This is a genomic window from Arthrobacter sp. CAN_A6, from assembly GCF_015751715.1.
Taxonomy (GTDB): domain Bacteria; phylum Actinomycetota; class Actinomycetes; order Actinomycetales; family Micrococcaceae; genus Arthrobacter_D.
The window spans coordinates 201,095-219,422 of sequence record NZ_JADOUV010000007.1 but is presented as its reverse complement, the minus strand read 5'-3'; the positions used below and the strand labels follow the sequence as shown (position 1 = coordinate 219,422).

Below are 18,328 nucleotides of genomic sequence, written 5' to 3'. Positions count from 1 at the left end.
CGCTCAGCCCATTCCTTCGGCGGGACCCGGCACGGCGCCGTTCGGGGTCGGGAGGTTCGGCCAGGCCGCCGCGAGCTGGCTTCGTACCTCGCCCAGCGTCTGGGTGACGGCTTTGGTCTGGGCGATGATGGGAAGGAAGTTCCCGTCGCCTCCCCACCGCGGGACCACATGCTGGTGCAGGTGCGCCGCAATCCCGGCTCCTCCCGTGACACCCTGGTTCATGCCGAGATTGAACCCCGTGGCGCTCGAAACCTGCCGCAGCACCCGCATCGCGGTCTGGCTCAGGGCGGCGATCTCGGCTGTCTCGGCGATGTCGACGTCGGTGTAATCAGGCACATGGCGGTAGGGGCAGATCAGGAGGTGGCCCGGGTTGTAGGGGTACAGGTTGAGCACCACATAGGCGTGGACACCGCGGTGCACGATGAGGGAGTCCTCGTCGCTCCTGCCGGGCGCGAGGCAGAACGGACAGGTGGCCTCCGACGTGACCTGGTCCTGCCCGCGCTTGATATAGGCCATGCGGTGGGGCGTCCACAGCCGCTGGAACGCATCCGGCACGCCCGGGATCTCGAAGTCATCGGTGATGCTCCCGTCCTGCGGACCCCCATGCCCGACCATCAGATCGACGCGTCCCTCGTGCGCACAGCCTCGACGATGCGCCGGACCGCCTCGGCAACAGGCACCTGGTTGTCCTGGCTGCCGTCGCGGAAGCGGAAGGAGACGGCACCGGCGTCCTGGTCCTCGCCTCCGGCGATCAGGACGAAGGGCACTTTCTCCTTGCTCGCCGTCCGGATCTTCTTCGGGAAACGGTCCGAACCCGCGTCCACCTGGGCGCGGACGCCCTCGGCCTTCAGCTGGTCGACGACGTCGAACAGGTAGTCGTTGAACGCCTCGGCCACGGGAATGGCCAGCACCTGGACCGGCGCCAACCAGGCCGGGAATGCGCCTGCGTAGTGTTCGGTCAGCACGCCCATGAACCGCTCGATCGAACCGAAGAGTGCCCGGTGGATCATCACGGGGCGCTGGCGGGTTCCGTCGGCCGCCTGGTACTCGAGCTCGAAGCGCTCCGGCAGGTTGAAGTCCAGCTGGATGGTGGACATCTGCCAGGTGCGCCCGATCGCGTCGCGCGCCTGCACCGAGATCTTCGGGCCGTAGAAGGCAGCGCCGCCCGGATCCGGCATGAGGTCGAGCCCGGAGGCCTCCGCCACTTCGGCGAGGGTACGGGTGGCCTCATCCCAGATCTCGTCCGACCCGACGGACTTCTCCTCGTTCTTGGTGGACAGTTCGAGGTAGAAGTCGTTGAGGCCGTAGTCCTTGAGCAGCCCCAGCACGAAATTCAGCGTTGCGGTGAGTTCGTCCTTCATCTGCTCGCGGGTGCAGTAGATGTGGGCGTCGTCCTGCGTCATGCCGCGCACGCGCGTCAGGCCGTGCACCACGCCGGACTTCTCATACCGGTAGACCGAGCCGAATTCGAACAGGCGCAGTGGAAGCTCCCGGTAGGACCGCCCGCGGGACCGGAAGATGAGGTTGTGCATGGGGCAGTTCATGGGTTTCAGGTAGTAGTCCTGGCCCGGCTTGCGCACCGAACCGTCCTCGTTGAGTTCCTCGTCCACGTGCATGGCCGGGAACATGCCGTCGCGGTACCAGTCGAGGTGGCCCGACACCTCGTACAGATGCCCCTTGGTGATGTGCGGGGTGTAGACGAACTCGTACCCGGCGTCGGTATGGCGCTGGCGGGAGTAATCCTCCATGGCCTTCCGGATCACCCCGCCCTTCGGGTGGAAGACGGGCAGGCCCGACCCGAGTTCGTCGGGAAACGAGAACAGGTCCAGTTCGGAGCCGAGCCGACGGTGGTCGCGGCGCTCGGCCTCGGCGATGCGCTCCTGGTAGGCCTTCAGGGCGTCCTTCGTGGGCCACGCCGTTCCGTAGATCCGCTGCAGCTGCTTGTTCTTCTCGCTCCCCCGCCAGTAGGCGGCGGCCGAGCGGGTCAGTGCATAGGCGTTCGAGATCAGCTTCGTGTTGGGCAGGTGCGGCCCGCGGCACAGGTCCTGCCAGATGACGTCGCCGGTCTTGCGGTCGACGTTGTCGTAGATCGTCAGTTCTCCCGCCCCCACCTCGACCGATGCGCCGTCGTCGTCGCCTGCCGCGCCCTTCAGTCCGATCAGCTCGAGCTTGTACGGCTCGTTCGCCATGGCCTCACGGGCCTCGTCTTCCGAGACCGCGCGCCGGACGAACAGCTGATTGGCGTTCACGATCTTCAGCATCATCTTCTCGAGCTGCTTCAGCTCGTCGGGAGTGAAGGGTTCCTCGACGTCGAAATCGAAGTAGAAACCGTCGGTGATATAGGGACCGATTCCCAATTGGGCACCGGGCCGCAACTGCTGCACCGCCTGGGCCATGACATGCGCCGCGGAGTGACGCAGCACCTCGAGGCCGGCCGGCGAATCGATGGAGACGGCTTCGACCCTCGCGCCGTCGGTCAGCTCGCGGGCGAGGTCCCACAGGTCCCCGTCGACGCGGGCGACGACGACGTCGCGACGTTCCCGGAACAGTTCCGCTCCCGTGATGCCCGGAGTCGCCTCAAGCTCTTCGCCATCGACGACGAGGGTAATAGGGGGCGCTGACACGATGGTCTCCTTGGGATGCTGGAACTGCAGGAACATACCGGATCCGCAGGTTACGGCCGGGGCATGCCCTCCAGATCTTCCGGCGGGCGGCTCCTGTCGATCGTATCGGTTGGCCAGTAGGCCCACCAACCAGCCACGGCACGGAAACGGTTCCGATCCATCCCGGAAACGCCCGGCGATGTCCGGTGCCACGCGTTGAGCGACAGGGCGGGCATTTCTGGCAGGGCCGACGCCGGGTGTGGAAGTATGCGGGCGTGACACTCGATACCACGCCTTCCGCCGCGCAGTCCGGGCCCGGGGCTGTCAGAGCTCGCGGCGCACCTTGAGCTCCAGTTCGATGAACGCCGAGATCATGGCCCGGTAGGTTTCCTCGACGACGGTCGGGTCGACCCCCTGTTTCTCGGCATAGCCGCGCACGTTGCTGATGACCTGTTCCACGCGGGCAGGTGCACGCACGGAGGCGTCGTCGTGCTTGAGCGCTCCTGCGCGTCGCACCAGGCGCTCACGGCGGGAGATCAGGGCGACCATCTGCTCGTCGACCTCGTTGATCGCCTCGCGCACGGCGTTGAGCTTTCCTGCGGTGTCTGTCGTGTCATCGGCCATGTAGTGAGACTATCGACAATTGAAAGCGCGGTAGGCCGAAGGAACTCCAGGAGCCGAGGCAGATAGTCGGGGTGTCCGGGATGTCGTCCAGGAATTGATTGCCCGTCGCCGTGGTTGACGCCTGTGCACGATTCAAGACGTGCACCCGAATCCAACCCGAGGAGCACCGTGGACTTCACGCCCGACGCAGGAACCATCACCATGTTCTCGACCACCTGGTGCGGCTATTGCCGGCGACTCAAGTCGCAGCTCGACGCGCAGGGCATCGGCTACCGCGAGATCAACATCGAGGACGTCGAGGGGACCGCGGAGCTCGTCGAATCGCTGAACGGTGGGAACCAGACGGTTCCGACGGTCCTCTTCCCTGATGGTTCAGCGGCAACGAATCCTTCCCTCAGCGAGGTCAAGAGCCGCCTGAGCGCATAGGGCTCCGCGCGAATATGCTGGAGCAGGCCGATCATCGGCCAGCTCCCACCGAGAGGACGTCCCGTTATGGCCCATAGAGTCCAGGCTGTTGTAGTTCGAGAGAAGAACGCCCCGGCAACCGTCGAAACGATCCTTGTCCCCGACCCAGGCTCCGGCGAGGCGCTCGTGGACATTCTGACGTGCGGTGTCTGCCATACCGATCTCCACTATCAGCAGGGCGGCATCAGCGACGACTTCCCCTTCCTCCTGGGGCATGAGGCCACCGGCGTGGTCAGCGCGGTCGGCGACGACGTCACCTCGATCGAGCCCGGAGACCGCGTCATCCTCAACTGGCGTGCTGTGTGCGGTGAATGCCGCGCCTGTCGCCGTGGAGAGCCTCAGTACTGCTTCAACACGCACAATGCTACCCAGAAGATGACGCTCGAGGACGGCACTGAGCTGTCGCCCGCCCTCGGCATCGGTGCCTTCGCGGAGAAGACACTTGTCGCTGCGGGGCAGTGCACCAAGGTCGACCCCGACGCCGACGCCGCCGCCGTGGGCCTGCTGGGTTGCGGCGTCATGGCGGGCATCGGCGCCTCGATCAACACCGGCAATGTGCAGCGTGGTGACTCGGTGGCCGTCATCGGATGCGGCGGGGTGGGCATCGCAGCGGTCGCCGGAGCGAAACTCGCGGGAGCGACGACGATCATCGCCGTCGACATCGACTCGCGGAAGACCGGACTCGCGATGGGCCTCGGTGCCACGCACGCCATCAACTCCAAGGAGGAGGACCCCGTCGAGGCGATCCGGGCGCTGACCGGGGGCAACGGAGCCGACGTCGTCATCGACGCCGTCGGCCGCCCCGAAACCTACCGGCAGGCGTTCTACGCCCGCGACCTTGCGGGCACCGTGGTGCTGGTGGGCGTGCCCACCCCCGACATGACGATCGAACTGCCGCTCCTTGACGTGTTCGGCCGCGGCGGGTCACTGAAGTCGTCCTGGTACGGCGACTGCCTGCCGAGCCGGGATTTCCCGATGCTGGTCAGCCACTACCTGCAGGGCAACCTGGATCTGGATGCCTTCGTCACCGAGCGGATCCGACTCGACCAGGTGAAGGAAGCCTTCACCAAGATGCATGACGGCACCGTGCTGCGCTCGGTGGTGGAGCTCTGATGGCGGCGCGGATCGAGCACCTCGTGACATCGGGAACATTTTCGCTCGACGGCGGCACGTGGGACGTCGACAACAACGTCTGGATCGTGGGGGACGACGTCGAATGCGTGGTGATCGACGCCCCCCACGACGCCGCCGCCATTGTCGACCAGATCAACGGGCGTGCCGTGAAGGCCATCCTGCTGACGCATGCCCACGATGACCACATCCGCGCGGTCGGCGAACTGTGCGACGCCGTCCACGCACCCATCTACCTCCACCCGGAGGACCGCGTGCTGTGGAACCAGGTGTTTCCCGAGCTGAGTCCCGACCAGGAGATCCTCGACGGCGATACCGTCGAGGTGGCCGGTGTCACGTTGCGTGCGCTGCACACTCCAGGGCACTCCCCCGGGTCGGTGTGCTACTTCCTCGAGGAAGCCGGCACGGTCTTCACCGGGGACACGCTGTTCCAGGGCGGACCTGGCGCCACCGGGCGTTCCTACAGCGACTTCCCCACCATCATCGAGTCGATCCGGTCGAAACTGTTGACGCTTCCGGCGGACACCATCGCCCGGACGGGTCACGGCGACAGCACGACGATCGGTGCCGAGGCTCCGCAGCTCGAGGAGTGGATTGCCCGCGGACACTAGCGTGCGGTCCGGCAGCAGGGGTCGCTGATCTGCGGCCCTGCTGGATGAGCAACGGCCGGGCCCCTGTGGGCCCGGCCGTTGTCGTCCGACTCCTACCTGGTGGCGATGATGTGGGTGTCGTGGTCATACACGAAAGTCACCGGTCCGCCGGGGTGGTCGTAGGCGATGTTGCTCCCGTCCCTGCCGCCGCCGGCGCCGTAGTTCTCGTCCCAGGAACGGTTCAGGGCGGCCTTGTACTCGTACTGTCCGGCAGGCAGGTCCACGACCTCGAGGATCCATAGCCGGGTTGCCTCGTCGAAGCGCATCTGGGCCTTGTCGCACGCAGGGTCCCAGTCCGACCCGCAACCGAGTTCCGAGTCGAGGCTTCCGGCGACGCCGACGCTAGCCGGCTGTTCGATCGCCGCCGAACCGACGGTCACCGTCCGGATGTCGCTTGCGGACCCATCGAGCAGCGCACGGTAACGGATTTCCGTGCCCTCGCTCAGGTCCAGGACAGCGAGATCATCGACGGCGGTGTATGTGGGGGACGAGTCGTCCACCCCGATTGCTGTCCACTCCCCGCCGGCCACACTGCGCTGAAGGGTCACTGCGTGGTCGGCCTTCTCCGGGCTCGCGGTCGCGGTGACCTCGACGTCGCCCTGGAACCGTGAGCCCTCGACGGGCAGGCCCATGGTGAGCTTCGGCGCAGGTACGGTTGCCGGGCGCACGGCGGACATCGTCGTGTGCTTGCCGTTGTCGAGCACCACCGCCCGGTACTCGAGGACCGCACCGGTCGCGTGGCCGCTGACGTCGTGGTAGACGCTGTATGGGGCGTTGTCGTCGGTGCCGATGCTCTCCCAGTCCCCTCCCGCTGTCCGGGCCTCGAAGGTGACTTCGTAGAAGGAGGAGCCTCCGACGTCGGCGGCAACCCTCATGCGGGCGTTGTCCTCGGCTGCCGGTGCGGGTTCCCGGAGGGTGACGCCGGGTGCCGCTTCGGAACGGGGGATCCGGCCGGACACCTGGTAGACCACGGTGGACAACGCGGGAACGGTCAGCGCGAGAGTCCCATCCGCTGCGGACTTGACGCGTCCTGCGGCGTCGCCGTACACCAGGTCGAAATTGCGCTTGTCCGTGTATGTCGGGATGGACGCGCTCTGGGGTTCAGTGCTGTTGTTCAGGGCGACGACGTACTCGCGCTGATCCCGGGCATCGATGCGGGAGAAGGCGTAGACGCCGGGTCCCTCCGAGGCGTACCGGTGCTGGTGAGCGCCGTTGCGCAGCGCAGGGTGCTCCGCCGTCACCTCCGCGAGGGTCCTGATGCCGGTGTAGAGCGGGTGGCTGGTGTCGAAGTTGTCGGCCGCGTGGGTCGACTCGGTACCGAGCAGGTCGTCGTCGAGATACTCGTCGACCAGGCTCGCGAACATGGTCTGCCGCGCGTTCTGGTCACCTCCCGGGCCGGTGAATCCCTGCTCGTCGCCGTAGTAGATCACGGGGTTGCCGCGGGAGAAATACATGAGTTCATGAGCGAGGGTGTCCCGTGCAAGGAGTTCGTCCTCGGCCGCTGCGGGGTTGTCGGCGGCGATGAAGCTGCCGATGCGTCCCATGTCGTGGTTGCCGAGGAACGTCGGGAGGCTGTAGGCGTTCGAGTCGGCATCGGTGTACCAGTCGTCTCCTGCGAAGAAGGACTCGAGGCTGCTGGCGGGCGCACCCTGGGACGCATAGCCGCGTGCGGCTGCCTGGAACGGGAAATCCAGGACCGACTGCATCCGGTTGCGGGTGGTGAACTGCGAGGTGAAGGCCTTCGAGGTGTCGAAGACCTCGCCGAACATGAAGAATTCGTCCTTGCCCTGCTCCTGGGCAAAGGTCAGCACCTCGGGTCCGAAGGTCTTCCAGAACTCGTCGTCGACATGCTTCATCGTGTCGATCCGGAAGCCGTCCACCCCGAAATCGGCAATCCAGGTCTTGTAGATATCGGCCATCCCGCTCACCACCCGCGGATTCTCGGTGGACAGGTCGTCAAGGCCGAAGAAATCACCGTAGTAGGCATCCTCGCCCGCGAAGGTGGTATCTCCACGGTTGTGGTAGAGCGTCGGATCGTTCAGCCACTCGGGCACCTTCAGGTGCTTGTCGACCTCGGGCACCACCGGCACGTAGGGAAACGATGTTGCCGCATCCAGCTCGGGGAACGTGCCCGTACCTGCGAAGTCGCGGTCGTCGAACTCGTTGCCGTCCGCGTCGCGGTAGGGCTCCTCGTCCTTGGAGATGTAGGGCGCCCGTTCGCCGGCGTCGTACCCGATGACGTCTGCGGTGTGGTTCGTGATGATGTCGAAGTAGACCTTCATGCCCCGCGCGTGAGCGGCATCGATCAGGGCCTTGAGGTCCTCATTGCTGCCGAGGTGCGGGTCGATCTGGGTGAAGTCCGTGATCCAGTAGCCGTGGTAGCCGGCAGACCCGTCCTCGGGCTGCACTGCGCGGTTCTTGAAGCTCGGGGTGAGCCAGATCGAGGTGGTGCCCAGGCCCTCGATGTAATCGAGCTGGTCCTTCAGGCCCAGGAGGTCGCCTCCGTTGTAGAAGCCCTTGTGGGTCGGGTCGAAACCGGAAACCAGCGGGTCGGCACCGAGCCCGCCGTCGTCGTTGGCCGACGTACCGTTCTGGAACCGGTCGGCCATGACGAAGTAGAAGTTCTCGTCCGTCACGGCGGCGCGCAGCGAGTGCTGGGCGGCGGAGGCCGGCGGGGTGGATGCGTGAAGCGATGGTTCCTTGGGGGCAGCGAGGGCCGGCGACGCAGCGATGGAGCCTGCAACAAGGGCGGTGAGCACGACGACGGTGGCATGGCGGGGTATCAAACTATCTCCTTTGAGAGGTCACTGCACGATGTGTATCCCATCACATTCCGAACCGATCGGGCGGATGTCGCTGCCTGCAGCGCGTCGCTCCAGCTATGCCAGGTCCACCGTCCGGGCGTAGGCCCTCAGCACTGCCGCTTCGACGTCGTCCACTGTGATGCCCGGCACGAGGTCCTCGGCGGCGCCTGCGGTCCGGGGATCCCAGTCCAGCCCCAGTGCCGAGTACGCGGAGGTCAGGGCCCGCCGGATCGGCGCCGAGTCCTCGACCACGATCACCGAAGAGAACAACCAGGCACCGGAGATGACCCGCTGCGCCGTGCCGACCAATTTCACGCTGAGCGGTTCCGCCGGGGGCCGGTGCTCGCCGGTCCCGTGCACGCTGAACTCACCCGGACAGTACTCCCCCGGAATCTCGCCGACGGCGGCGTCGATCCCGAGGTCCTGCAGGGACTCGGCGAAAAGATTTCCGAAGGCCACGAAGCGTGCCTTCGTCCGGGCGACTGCGTCGGCGTGCGGCTCCACGTGGTCGACGACGAGGCAGCCCTGGTGATAGGCGGCCGCCCGCCCGCCTGCCCGGCGGACCAGCGGCTCGAAGCCCTGGTCCAGGCAGGCAGCCGCAGCCGCAGGGAATCCCGGCAGGCGCGAGTCCCGCTGCCCGAAGGCCATCGTAGGCGCTGGACGGTACAACCGCAGGGTGGCACCCGTGGTACCCGCCCCAACCTTGCGGAGCAACTCGATGCCCGCGTCGAGGTCCTCGGCTGCGCCGGCTGATTCCCCCAGTCGCTGGACGGTGAGAGTGCCGGAGCCCGACCACGCGTTCGTCATGTGGCCGGGCTCCATTTCGTACGTCACCTGCAACAGCTGGGATTCAGTCCCTCATTTATAGCGCAGCTTCTCGGGCAACGCGGGCTGGTCGGGAGCTCGGGCTAGCGGCCGGCGTCGATCTTCCTGCTCCGCTGTTCGATCCCCGGCGTGCCGTAGGGGTAGTCGCCGAAGGTGGGTGCACTGACGGTGTCGAGCAGTTCCATCTCCTCGGAGGACAGTCGAAGCGCGGCTGCTCCCAGGTTGTCGGCGAGCTGTTCCTGCGTGCGCGCTCCCAGAATCACCGACGTGACTGCCGGCTGTGCAGCGACCCAGGCGAGCGCGACGCGGGACGGCGTCACCTTCCGTTGAGCGGCGATGTCCACCACCGCGTCCACGATGCGCCAGGTGCGTTCTTCGGAGTTGCGCTTGTCCCACGCCTCCATGCCCCGCGCCGGGTCCTCCCCCAGGCGGGTCTTGCCGGTAGGCGAGGTGTCCCGCTTGTACTTTCCGGTGAGCCAGCCCCCGCCCAGCGGCGACCACGGCAGCAGGCCCATGCCGGCGTCGAGCGCTGCCGGGACGATCTCCGCCTCGATCTCGCGCACCAGCAGGTTGTACTGGGGCTGCAGCGTGACGGGCAGGCTGAAGCCGCGCGCCCGGGCCGTGAGGACCGCCTTGGTCAACTGCCAGCCGGTGTAGTTGGAGAAGCCGTAGTAGCTGATCTTTCCGCTCCGCACCGCCTCGTCGAGGAAACCTAGTGTCTCTTCGAGGGGTGTCAGCGGGTCCCAGGAGTGCACCTGGTAGAGGTCGATGTGGTCGACGCCCAAGCGGGTCAGGGACGCCTCGAGGGCGCGTCGCAGGTGGCGCCGGGAGAGACCGAGGTCGTTGACGCCCTCGCCCATCGGAAAGCGCCCCTTCGAGGCAAGAACCATGGCGTCGCGCTCGGTCGGGTTCTTCGCCAACCAGGACCCGATGATCGTTTCCGAGGCACCGGCCGTGTAGACGTCGGCGGTGTCGATCAGGTTCCCGCCGGCGGCAGCGTAATCGTTGAGGACGGCGTGGGACTGCGCTTCATCCGATTCAGCACCGAACGTCATGGTGCCGAGCGCGTAGGCGGACACGGCGGTTCCGCTGTTGCCCAGTTTCCGGTACTCCATCATTGATCTCCCTTGGTGTTCGAGGTGGTGATGCCTCTGGAAAGCGTAGTCGGGTCCGGGCGACGTCAGAGCTTGCGCAGGGTGAGGATCTGTTCCGAGCGGCCGAAGGGGCCGGCCGCATCGTGCAGCACGGACGACGTCAGCCCCACCCCATGGGTGCCGAAGGTGACGCGCGTGTCGAGGCCCAGCCACTCGCCCGCCGGCATGCGGTGGAAATGCAGCTGCAGGTCCACGTTGGGGAACATCCAGCTGCCCGGTCCTGGAGGCACCCTGGTGGCGATCCCGTTGGCGGCGTCGGCCATTCCGACGAGCCGCACCAGGTCCGGCGAGGACGTGTCCTCGAGCATCGGGTACGGCGTCCGGAGCCATACCTGGCCACGGCCGGGCCGGTGGCCTTCGACCACCCGGAAATCCAGCGATTCGATGTACCCGCCGGGCCACTGGGTCATTCCGTCGAATGGCCCCGCCTCTTCCGGGCCGGGCATGGGGGAATCCTCGACGGCGGCAACTGCGGCGGTGTCCCCTGCTGCGAGGCGCCAGGCCCGTGCCTGGAGAATGGATCTGCCGTCCACCGTCATCTCTGCCTCGAGCAGCTCGATGGTGCGCCCGGGGCGGACGGTCCGGGTTTCGACGGCGAACTTGCCGGCGGGAATCATGCCGAGGATCTCGAAGCTGATGCGTGCCAGCTGCATCCCCGGGCGCGGTTCGTGGTCGAGGAGGCACTGGGTCAGCAGGCCGGAAATCGGAGCCATGTGCTGCTCCTCGGGATTCCAGGCGCCCTGTGCGTGGATCGTTGATTCGAAGTGCCCGGGCGCCAGGGTGCGGTAATAGGAATCGGTCATAGGAGCAGTCCTTGGTGTAAAGCAGGAATAGAAGCGAAGGCCGGGGTCGTTGTCGCCACTGATAGCCCTGTGCTCGGAACGAGTAGGTGTGGCGTACGCATTTCCTGATCCTCCCATGCTCCGAAAGACATTCCATGCCGCAAAGTCCACCTTCCCAGCTCGCGGGCGCCACATCAGCCGACATCCCGGCACCCGCCCTTTCGGCCCCGCTCAGCCGCCCGACCGGCGATGCCGACACCGAGGCACGCAACAAGCTCGTGATCACCCTGCTGCTGATCTCCGCCTTCGTGGTGATCCTCAATGAAACCATCATGGGCGTTGCAATTCCCCGCCTCGTATCGGACCTCGGAATCACCGTGGGCGCTGGCCAGTGGCTCAGCACCGCCTTCATGCTCACCATGGCCGTGGTCATCCCGGTGACCGGATTCCTCCTGCAGCGCTTCCATACCCGACCGGTCTTCCTGGCTGCAATGGCCCTCTTCAGCCTGGGTACCCTCGTGGCAGCCCTCGCGCCGGGCTTCGGGATCCTCATCGTCGGCCGCGTCATCCAGGCCAGCGGGACCGCCATCATGATGCCCCTCCTCATGACCACCGTCATGACCCTCGTACCGCCGGCGTCGCGCGGCAGGACCATGGGCAACATCTCGATCGTCATCTCGGTGGCGCCCGCCCTCGGCCCGACCATCTCGGGCGCCATCCTGAGCGTGCTCGACTGGCGCTGGATCTTCTGGCTCGTCCTGCCGATCTCCCTGGGAGCCCTCGCCATCGGCGCGGTGAAGATGCAGAACGTCACCACTCCGAAACGCTCGTCCATCGATATTCTCTCGGTAGTCCTGTCGGCGCTCGCCTTCGGCGGCATCATCTTCGGCTTCAGCCAGCTCGGTGAGGCGTCGGAGGGCAGCGCTCTGCCGCCCTGGGCGCCGCTCGCCGTCGGGCTTGTTGCCCTGGCGCTGTTCGTGATCCGGCAGATCGTGCTCCAACGCAGGGACAGCGCCCTGCTCGACCTCCGCGTCTTCACCTCGATGAATTTCACGGTGTCGATCATCGCCATCGCGGTGAGCATGATGGCGCTCTTCGGCACCATCATCCTTCTGCCCATCTACGTGCAGAACGTTCTCGGGATGGACCCGCTGGCCTCCGGCCTGCTCCTGCTGCCGGGCGGTCTGGCCATGGGACTGCTCGGGCCCGTCGTCGGGCGTGTCTTCGACCGTCACGGGCCACGCGTCCTGCTCGTTCCGGGCGCCTTGCTGGTGAGCGCAGTGTTCTGGGCCCTGACGCAGGTGACCGAGTCGACGCCGGTTCACCTCGTGCTGATTGCCCACGTGATGCTCAGCATCGGCCTGGCCCTGATGTTCACTCCCCTGCTGACTTCCGCGCTCGGGTCCGTGAAGCCCGCCCTGTACTCGCACGGAAGCGCCATCTTCGGTACCACCCAGCAGCTTGCGGGCGCCGCGGGAACGGCGCTGTTCATCTCGGTCATGACCCTCCAGTCCACAGCGCTCGCGTCCGACGGCGTCGCGCAACTCCCCGCGATGGCAGGCGGCATCCGTGCCGCCTTCCTGTACGGAGCGGTGATCTTCCTGGTGGCCGTCGTAGCCTCGTTCTTCGTGCGGAAACCCGCATCCAACGACGCCCCGTCGCCCGTGCACTGACGATCTCCACGGAAAGCCCCGCCCGAACTGGAAGCAGTTCACGTCCGGGCGGGGCTTTTTGCTGGGCCGGTCAGGACACGGGCTGCCGCAGCTCGATGAAACCGTCGCTCGTCACACGGGTCTCGAAGACGGGCTGCGGCACACTCGCCGGCCCGCGGTAGTTCTTGCCGTCGTCGAGCCGGAACATGCTCTGGTGCCACGGGCACACGATGCAGCCGTCCTTCACCGTCCCGTCCTCGAGGGGACCACCCAGGTGGTTGCAGACACTGTCCATGGCCGTGAGCTTCCCGTCGTGGCGCAGGAGCAGGATCGGCACACCGTTGACCTCGGTCGTATGGCGTCCGCCTTCGACGACGTCGGCGTCACTTGCGACCCGTGTCCATTCCGTGGGTGCCTCGTGCCAGGCGGTGCGGTTGACATTCACGCCACTGCCATAGGCCAGGTGGCCCCCGAGGTAGGCGCTGAAGCCCATGGATCCGAGGCCGGCGAGACCGAGAAGCTTTCCCAGCCCGTGGTGGTTCTTGACGCGCGCGATCGAGGACGCCCCGTAGAGCACCAACGCGACGCTGTTGCCTGCCGCGTGCACGAGGCCGACCCGGCGCTCCTTCCCCTGGGTGTCCGACCAGTCGTGCAGGCCGGTGACGGCGGCGGGCACCGCGGAGGCGATGCCGACGTTCACCAGAAGGGCCGCTGCGTGGCTCGAGCCCTTTCCCCCCGCGAAATCGAGGAACGAAGCCATGAGCCAGGCTCCGGCGGGCACGACGATGAGCACGGGGTGGACGGAGTGCCCGATCGCAGCACCGCTCAGGGTGTTCCGGATGTGTCGCGGCTGAACGACCTTGCTCACCGCTGCGGCAACCGGGTCCGCGACCTTGTCGAGCGGCTTGAGCCCTTCGATGGAGTCGATGATGACGTGCAGTAGATTCACGGAACCTCCTTGGAACGCAGCGGCGCAACCCCTGTTCCTCTCGGCGCAAGCACCAGGGGAAATGTCGGAGAGCGTGGACCCTTCTACTGTTCCACTTGGTTTACAGGATGGGAACAGGCGCAGTGCAATGCGCATCAATCAGCACGCTTAGTATTGATTTATGGGATTTGATGCCAGGGCAGAGCTCGATGCACCTTCCACTGAAGGTCGCGGTGAGCGGCTGGCAGTCGTTGTCCCCGTCTACAACGAACCACTCATCCAGCGGACCCTGGACGCCCTGTATGCCCAGGACCTGCAAGGCGTCGTCCAGCACTATGTCGTGGACAACGCCTCCACTGACGGTACCCGCGCGCTGGTTGAGTCCTGGCTACGCTCCAGGGAGGGTTTTCCCCTGACCATCCTTGACGAGGAGGAAAAGGGCACGGGAGCAGCCTCGGACACCGGATTCCGCCGGGCGATCGCGGACGGCCATACCGTGATCGCCCGCACCGACGGCGACAGCGTTCCGTCAGCGGACTGGACGACGCGCATCCAGCACCATTTCAGGAACCGGCCCGCCCTCTGCTTGGTGGGTGGCAGCAGCGTGCCGCTGGACGACCAGTACTACCGGCGAAGCGACGACGTCGTGATGCCCTCGGCCCTGAAGGCCCTGCGCATGATGATGGCGATCGGTTACCTCAACCCGCACTACCTGCGGTTCGTCGCCGGGCACAACATGGCTACGCGTGCGACGGCGTACGAAGCGGTAGGGGGTTTCGGACGCACCTCGATAGCGCAGCGCGACGAGGATATCGATTACTCGGTCAAGATATCCAGGATGTTCGGGCGTTCCTCCATCTACATCGATTCCCAGCTGAGGGTGGCCACCTCGATGAGGCGGGTGCGGAAGTACGGCCTCGGCCTGATGGGCCTGCACCATATGGTGCCGCGGCTGCGCGGAAGGATCGTCAAGACCATCGACGTGCGCTGATACCGCCCCTACCTGTAGCCCACCTTTGCCGAGCCGCTGGGGTCAGCGATCGAACCGAGAGCACTGCGCAGGGAACCCCGGCGGAACGATCCGCCGGGGTTCCCTGGGTCGAGACCCTCGGACTCTCCGTACTTACTCGGGGATGACGAGTGATGCGGTGTCCTTGGTCAGTGTCCGGCCGGTGAAGAAGTCCGGGTTGCGCCGGTAGAACACCATCATCACGAGCGCTCCGGCCAGCAGGATGCCGATGCCGATGACGAAGACAAGTCCCACACCGAAGAGTTCCGAGCCGCTGCCGAAGCTGGGATCCCAGCTGTCGATGGCGGTCTGGAGGAACACGACGGTCAGCCCGATTCCGCCAAGGAGCGGCGCGCACAGCCGATAGATGAAGTTCCTGACGCTGCTGAAGAGCGATGCCCGGAAATACCAGACGCAGGCGAGGGCGGTGAGGCCGTAGTAGAAGCAGATCATCAGCCCGAGTGCCTGGATGGTGTCGTTGAGGACGTTCTCACTGATGATGCGCATGAGCACGTAGAACGCGGCGGAGACGACGCCGGCAAAGATCGTGGCGTAGATCGGGGAACTGAAGCGGGGATTCACCTTCGCGAAGCTCTGCGGAAGGGCTCGGTAGTAGCCCATGGCGAGGAGGGTCCGGGCCGGTGAGACGAACGTGGACTGCAGTGACGCTCCGCAGCTGGACAGGACCGCCAGGGAGAGCAGGATCGCGAAGGGCCCCATCACCGGCGTCGCGAGCGAGGTGAAGACATTCTCGGAGTTGTCGGGGTTGTTGAGCCCGAGTCCGGTGTCCCCTACCCCGGCGAACATGACGGTGGCTATGGATCCCAGCAGGTAGATGACCAGGATGGCTACCGCGGCGATGGTAGCGGCGAGCCCCGACGTCCGCCGTCCGTTGGTGGCCTCCTCACTGACGGTGAGGCAGACGTCCCACCCCCAGAACGCGAAGATCGACAGGGACAGCCCTGCGGCGAAGGCCGAGAAGCTCTCGATGCCCAGCGGGTTGAACCACTCCCAGCTGAAAGCGAGACCCGAGGCGTTGCCGGCAGCAATCCTGGCGAAGGCCTGCACGGTGTACCAGGTGAGCACGAGCAGCTGGAAACCGACGAGGACGTATTGCACTGACCGGGTGGTACGGATCCCCCGGCAGGACACCCAGACGGCCAGACCCATGAAGGCCAGGCAGGTGAGGATGTTCAGCAGTTTGTTCGCGGTCAGGTCCGCAAGATCGGGATTGCCGGTGAGTTGGGCCAGGAACAGGTAGAAGAAGTCGACGGCGACGCCGGCCAGGTTCGAGAGCACGATGATGTTGGCCGCGAGGAGCCCCCATCCGCCCATCCATCCGACGAAGGGGCCGAAGGCCTTGGTCACCCAGGTGAAGGTGGTGCCGCTATCGGGTGAGTCCGCATTCAGTTCCTTGTAGGCGAGCGCGACCAGGAACATGGGGATGAAGCCGACGATGAAGATAGCGGGGAGGTGAACCCCGATTTCGGCGACGGTCAGGCCGAGCGTGCTGGTCAGGACGTAGGCGGGGGCGATGGTCGAGATACCGATGACAACGATCGCCAGCAGCCCGAGCTGGCCTGTGGCCAGTCCTTTGGCTGACGTTTCAAGGTATTCCCGGCCGTGGTTTTCCCGGGGATGCCTGCCGGCTTGTCGGTTCAGCTTGGTTGTTGTTGGGTTATGCAATGGATTCCGCCTCCTCTGTGAAAGAGCGGTCGGGCGTCGACACTGACAACCCGCCGTCCGGGGTATGCGGCGGCGAGGATGTCCCGAGCCGCCTCGTCTGCCGGGTCATCGAAACTGCAGGCGATGACGCCGTCGTTCACGACCACGTGGTTGATGTAGCTGTAGTCGACCCAGCCCTCGGCGTCCTGTAGGACGGTGGGAGCGGGCACCTCGATGATGGTCCAGGGGTTTCCGTCGGAGTCGGTGGACCGCCTCAGGGTTTCGAGGATCCGCTGTGTGACGAGGAAATCGGGATGTGCCGGGTTCTCCTGCGAGTGCACGAGCAGGGTGCCGGGGGCGGGGATCGTCACGGTCATGTCCACATGGCCCCGCGTTCCGTACTGTTCCGAGTCGCGGGTGAGCCCGCACGGCAGCCAGATGACGTTGGTCGTTCCGAGGGTGCGGGCCAGCTCGGCTTCCACGCTTGCTTTCGAGGCTCCCGGGTTCCTGTCAGGGTCCAGCTGCACTGTTTCTGTGACCAGGACTGTGCCGCGGCCGTCCACGTGGATGGCGCCGCCTTCATTCACGAGGGACGAGTCGACGAGTTTTCCGTCGGCCCACCGGGTGACGCGTTCGCCGATGGCCGAATCCTTGTCCCAGCGGGCCCACTCCTGCTGTCCCCAACCGTTGAAGGTCCAGTCCACTCCGGCGAGCGCACCGGCCCGATCCTTCACGAAGGTGGGACCGATGTCGCGCATCCAGGCATCGTTGAGTGGCGCGTAGACGACGTCGGTTTCCGCGGGGAGGTAGCGGGCCGCGGTACCGGCATCCTTCGGATCCACAACCATGGTGACGGGTTGGAACTCAAGAACCGCTCGGGCCACGGCCGACCAGGTGGCCCGGGCTTCGTGCGCCTCCTCCGGGGTCTCCCCGAGGGTGTACCCACCGGGAGGGAAGGCCATCCAGGTCCGGTCCTGTGGTGCCGTCTCCGCGGGCATGCTCCAGCTCATACTGGTGTGTTCTCGTGGTGCGCTCCCGCGTACTTCGCGGGTTCCTGCACGGATGCGGTCAGGGCGCCGTAGGTGTCAGGACGGCGCGTGGCCAGGAAGGGGAAGAGTCCGAGCCAGTCCCGGCGCTGGTCCAGGTCGAGGTCCGCGACGAGGACAGCGGATTCGTTCCGAGGAGCCTGGACGAGGATGCGGCCGTACGGGTCGGAGATGAAGGATGAACCGTAGAAGGTGATGTTTCCTTCATCGCCCCAGCGGTTCGGGGCGATCATGAACAGCCCGTTGGCAATCCCGTTCCCGACGATGACCTGCTGCCACAGGGGCTGGGTGTCGAAATCGGGGAAGTCCGGTTCCGAGCCGATGGCCGTCGGGTAGACGAGTAGTTCGGCCCCGCCCAGGGAGTACAGGCGTGCCAGCTCGGGGAACCATTGATCCCAGCAGGTCGGCAGCCCCAGCTTCGCCCCTCCCAGCTGCGCGTTCTCGTAGACGGGGTAGGCATCGGCGCCGGCAGGGCCCGCCCGGAAGTACTTGTCCTCGTGATATCCCGCGGTGACGGGGATGTGGAGCTTTCGCGTCCTGCCCAGGAGCTCCCCCGACGGGGAGACGAGGATTGCGGTGTTCAGGCCGAGCCCGTCCTGCGCTTCGGCCTTCTCATACAGCGACGCGTGAACGAGGACCCCGTACCTGGCGGCGGCCTCCGATGCCAATCGATAGGTGGGTCCTGTCAGGAGGTCCTCCGCTGCGCTCCCGGGAGTCGAATCGGGCAACGTGTCAGCCGGGTATCGGGACAGCGTCAGTTCAGGAAGGAACACCACCTTCGCCCCGACCTGCGCAGCGCGTCCGATGCCGGTGAGCAGTTCCTCCCGCAGTACTGCTGCATCGGCGTGCCAGCGGTGCTGGATCAGGCCCACCCTCAACGGGGGCCTGCTGCTGCCCTCGGTGCGGCTCAAGGAGGGCAAGGGGTCAAGCGCGAAAACTTCTTTCAACGGGTGCTCCAAACATGGGTGCTGGTTCTGGAAGATGAGTAGG

General features: G+C 66.0%; 16 protein-coding genes. 5 read left to right on the top strand and 11 right to left on the bottom strand.

What is annotated here, in order from left to right:
- Window positions 1-3: 3 nt before the first annotated feature.
- The 3 genes from IWX75_RS13045 to IWX75_RS13035 form a co-directional block, all read right to left on the bottom strand.
- Entirely contained in the window at window positions 4-615 is a 612-nt protein-coding gene (locus tag IWX75_RS13045) for an HIT family protein (RefSeq protein WP_196822659.1), read from the bottom strand.
- Window positions 615-2,624 carry a threonine--tRNA ligase gene (gene thrS, locus IWX75_RS13040; RefSeq protein WP_196822658.1) on the bottom strand — a complete coding sequence of 670 codons (2,010 nt, stop codon included), beginning with the start codon at window positions 2,622-2,624 and terminating at the stop codon, window positions 615-617. Before thrS ends, IWX75_RS13045 begins: the two co-directional genes overlap by 1 nt.
- 303 nt (window positions 2,625-2,927) lie before the next feature.
- Window positions 2,928-3,227 (bottom strand): chorismate mutase, encoded by a 300-nt coding sequence (locus IWX75_RS13035; protein WP_196822657.1) that lies wholly within the window; start codon window positions 3,225-3,227, stop codon window positions 2,928-2,930.
- A 168-nt stretch (window positions 3,228-3,395) separates the two neighbouring features.
- On the opposite strand from IWX75_RS13035, the gene IWX75_RS13030 reads away from it, so the two are divergent.
- From IWX75_RS13030 to IWX75_RS13020, 3 genes are all read left to right on the top strand, one after another.
- Window positions 3,396-3,653, top strand: coding sequence for a mycoredoxin (locus IWX75_RS13030; protein WP_334684332.1), 258 nt, complete (start codon window positions 3,396-3,398; stop codon window positions 3,651-3,653).
- Window positions 3,654-3,719: 66 nt separating this feature from the next.
- On the top strand, window positions 3,720-4,805 hold the full coding sequence (locus IWX75_RS13025; protein ID WP_196822656.1) for an S-(hydroxymethyl)mycothiol dehydrogenase: 1,086 nt from the start codon (window positions 3,720-3,722) through the stop codon (window positions 4,803-4,805).
- The gene (locus IWX75_RS13020; RefSeq protein ID WP_196822655.1) at window positions 4,805-5,434 is read left to right on the top strand and encodes an MBL fold metallo-hydrolase; all 630 of its coding nucleotides are present in this window, start codon (window positions 4,805-4,807) and stop codon (window positions 5,432-5,434) included. The genes IWX75_RS13025 and IWX75_RS13020 overlap by 1 nt, the downstream gene beginning before the upstream one ends.
- Before the next feature lie 92 nt (window positions 5,435-5,526).
- On the opposite strand, the gene IWX75_RS13015 is transcribed toward IWX75_RS13020, so the two are convergent.
- From IWX75_RS13015 to IWX75_RS13000, 4 genes are all read right to left on the bottom strand, one after another.
- Window positions 5,527-8,259 (bottom strand): alpha-amylase family glycosyl hydrolase, encoded by a 2,733-nt coding sequence (locus IWX75_RS13015; RefSeq protein ID WP_334684331.1) that lies wholly within the window; start codon window positions 8,257-8,259, stop codon window positions 5,527-5,529.
- 93 nt (window positions 8,260-8,352) lie between these two features.
- Window positions 8,353-9,084, bottom strand: coding sequence for a lipoate--protein ligase family protein (locus tag IWX75_RS13010; protein ID WP_196822703.1), 732 nt, complete (start codon window positions 9,082-9,084; stop codon window positions 8,353-8,355).
- Window positions 9,085-9,185: 101 nt separating this feature from the next.
- Window positions 9,186-10,217, bottom strand: a complete 1,032-nt coding sequence (locus IWX75_RS13005) for an aldo/keto reductase (RefSeq protein ID WP_196822702.1) — start codon at window positions 10,215-10,217, stop codon at window positions 9,186-9,188.
- 65 nt (window positions 10,218-10,282) lie between these two features.
- Window positions 10,283-11,059, bottom strand: a complete 777-nt coding sequence (locus IWX75_RS13000) for a thioesterase family protein (RefSeq protein ID WP_196822654.1) — start codon at window positions 11,057-11,059, stop codon at window positions 10,283-10,285.
- 134 nt (window positions 11,060-11,193) lie between these two features.
- On the opposite strand from IWX75_RS13000, the gene IWX75_RS12995 reads away from it, so the two are divergent.
- The gene (locus IWX75_RS12995; protein WP_196822653.1) at window positions 11,194-12,711 is read left to right on the top strand and encodes a DHA2 family efflux MFS transporter permease subunit; all 1,518 of its coding nucleotides are present in this window, start codon (window positions 11,194-11,196) and stop codon (window positions 12,709-12,711) included.
- A gap of 70 nt (window positions 12,712-12,781) precedes the next feature.
- Here IWX75_RS12995 and IWX75_RS12990 read toward each other — a convergent pair whose 3' ends face one another.
- The gene (locus IWX75_RS12990; protein ID WP_334684330.1) at window positions 12,782-13,639 is read right to left on the bottom strand and encodes a Rieske (2Fe-2S) protein; all 858 of its coding nucleotides are present in this window, start codon (window positions 13,637-13,639) and stop codon (window positions 12,782-12,784) included.
- Window positions 13,640-13,799: 160 nt separating this feature from the next.
- On the opposite strand from IWX75_RS12990, the gene IWX75_RS12985 reads away from it, so the two are divergent.
- On the top strand, window positions 13,800-14,609 hold the full coding sequence (locus IWX75_RS12985) for a glycosyltransferase (protein ID WP_196822651.1): 810 nt from the start codon (window positions 13,800-13,802) through the stop codon (window positions 14,607-14,609).
- 132 nt (window positions 14,610-14,741) lie between these two features.
- Here IWX75_RS12985 and IWX75_RS12980 read toward each other — a convergent pair whose 3' ends face one another.
- From IWX75_RS12980 to IWX75_RS12970, 3 genes are read right to left on the bottom strand one after another with little or no spacing between them, the layout of a single operon-like run.
- On the bottom strand, window positions 14,742-16,289 hold the full coding sequence (locus tag IWX75_RS12980; protein ID WP_196822700.1) for an APC family permease: 1,548 nt from the start codon (window positions 16,287-16,289) through the stop codon (window positions 14,742-14,744).
- A complete protein-coding gene (locus IWX75_RS12975) occupies window positions 16,286-17,302 on the bottom strand; it encodes an agmatine deiminase family protein (protein WP_334684329.1) in 1,017 nt (338 codons plus the stop codon). The genes IWX75_RS12980 and IWX75_RS12975 overlap by 4 nt, the downstream gene beginning before the upstream one ends.
- Window positions 17,299-18,285, bottom strand: a complete 987-nt coding sequence (locus IWX75_RS12970; RefSeq protein WP_196822650.1) for a nitrilase-related carbon-nitrogen hydrolase — start codon at window positions 18,283-18,285, stop codon at window positions 17,299-17,301. Before IWX75_RS12970 ends, IWX75_RS12975 begins: the two co-directional genes overlap by 4 nt.
- Window positions 18,286-18,328: the final 43 nt, after the last annotated feature.

Excerpts from the sequence above, each read along its gene's own strand:
- IWX75_RS13045 (WP_196822659.1), bottom strand. The coding sequence starts at position 615 with ATGGTCGGGCATGGGGGTCCGCAGGACGGGAGCATCACCGATGACTTC.
- IWX75_RS13035 (WP_196822657.1), bottom strand. The coding sequence starts at position 3,227 with ATGGCCGATGACACGACAGACACCGCAGGAAAGCTCAACGCCGTGCGC.
- IWX75_RS13025 (WP_196822656.1), top strand. The coding sequence starts at position 3,720 with ATGGCCCATAGAGTCCAGGCTGTTGTAGTTCGAGAGAAGAACGCCCCG.
- IWX75_RS13020 (WP_196822655.1), top strand. The coding sequence starts at position 4,805 with ATGGCGGCGCGGATCGAGCACCTCGTGACATCGGGAACATTTTCGCTC.
- IWX75_RS13010 (WP_196822703.1), bottom strand. The coding sequence starts at position 9,084 with ATGACGAACGCGTGGTCGGGCTCCGGCACTCTCACCGTCCAGCGACTG.
- IWX75_RS13005 (WP_196822702.1), bottom strand. The coding sequence starts at position 10,217 with ATGGAGTACCGGAAACTGGGCAACAGCGGAACCGCCGTGTCCGCCTAC.
- IWX75_RS13000 (WP_196822654.1), bottom strand. The coding sequence starts at position 11,059 with ATGACCGATTCCTATTACCGCACCCTGGCGCCCGGGCACTTCGAATCA.
- IWX75_RS12995 (WP_196822653.1), top strand. The coding sequence starts at position 11,194 with ATGCCGCAAAGTCCACCTTCCCAGCTCGCGGGCGCCACATCAGCCGAC.
- IWX75_RS12985 (WP_196822651.1), top strand. The coding sequence starts at position 13,800 with ATGGGATTTGATGCCAGGGCAGAGCTCGATGCACCTTCCACTGAAGGT.
- IWX75_RS12975 (WP_334684329.1), bottom strand. The coding sequence starts at position 17,302 with ATGAGCTGGAGCATGCCCGCGGAGACGGCACCACAGGACCGGACCTGG.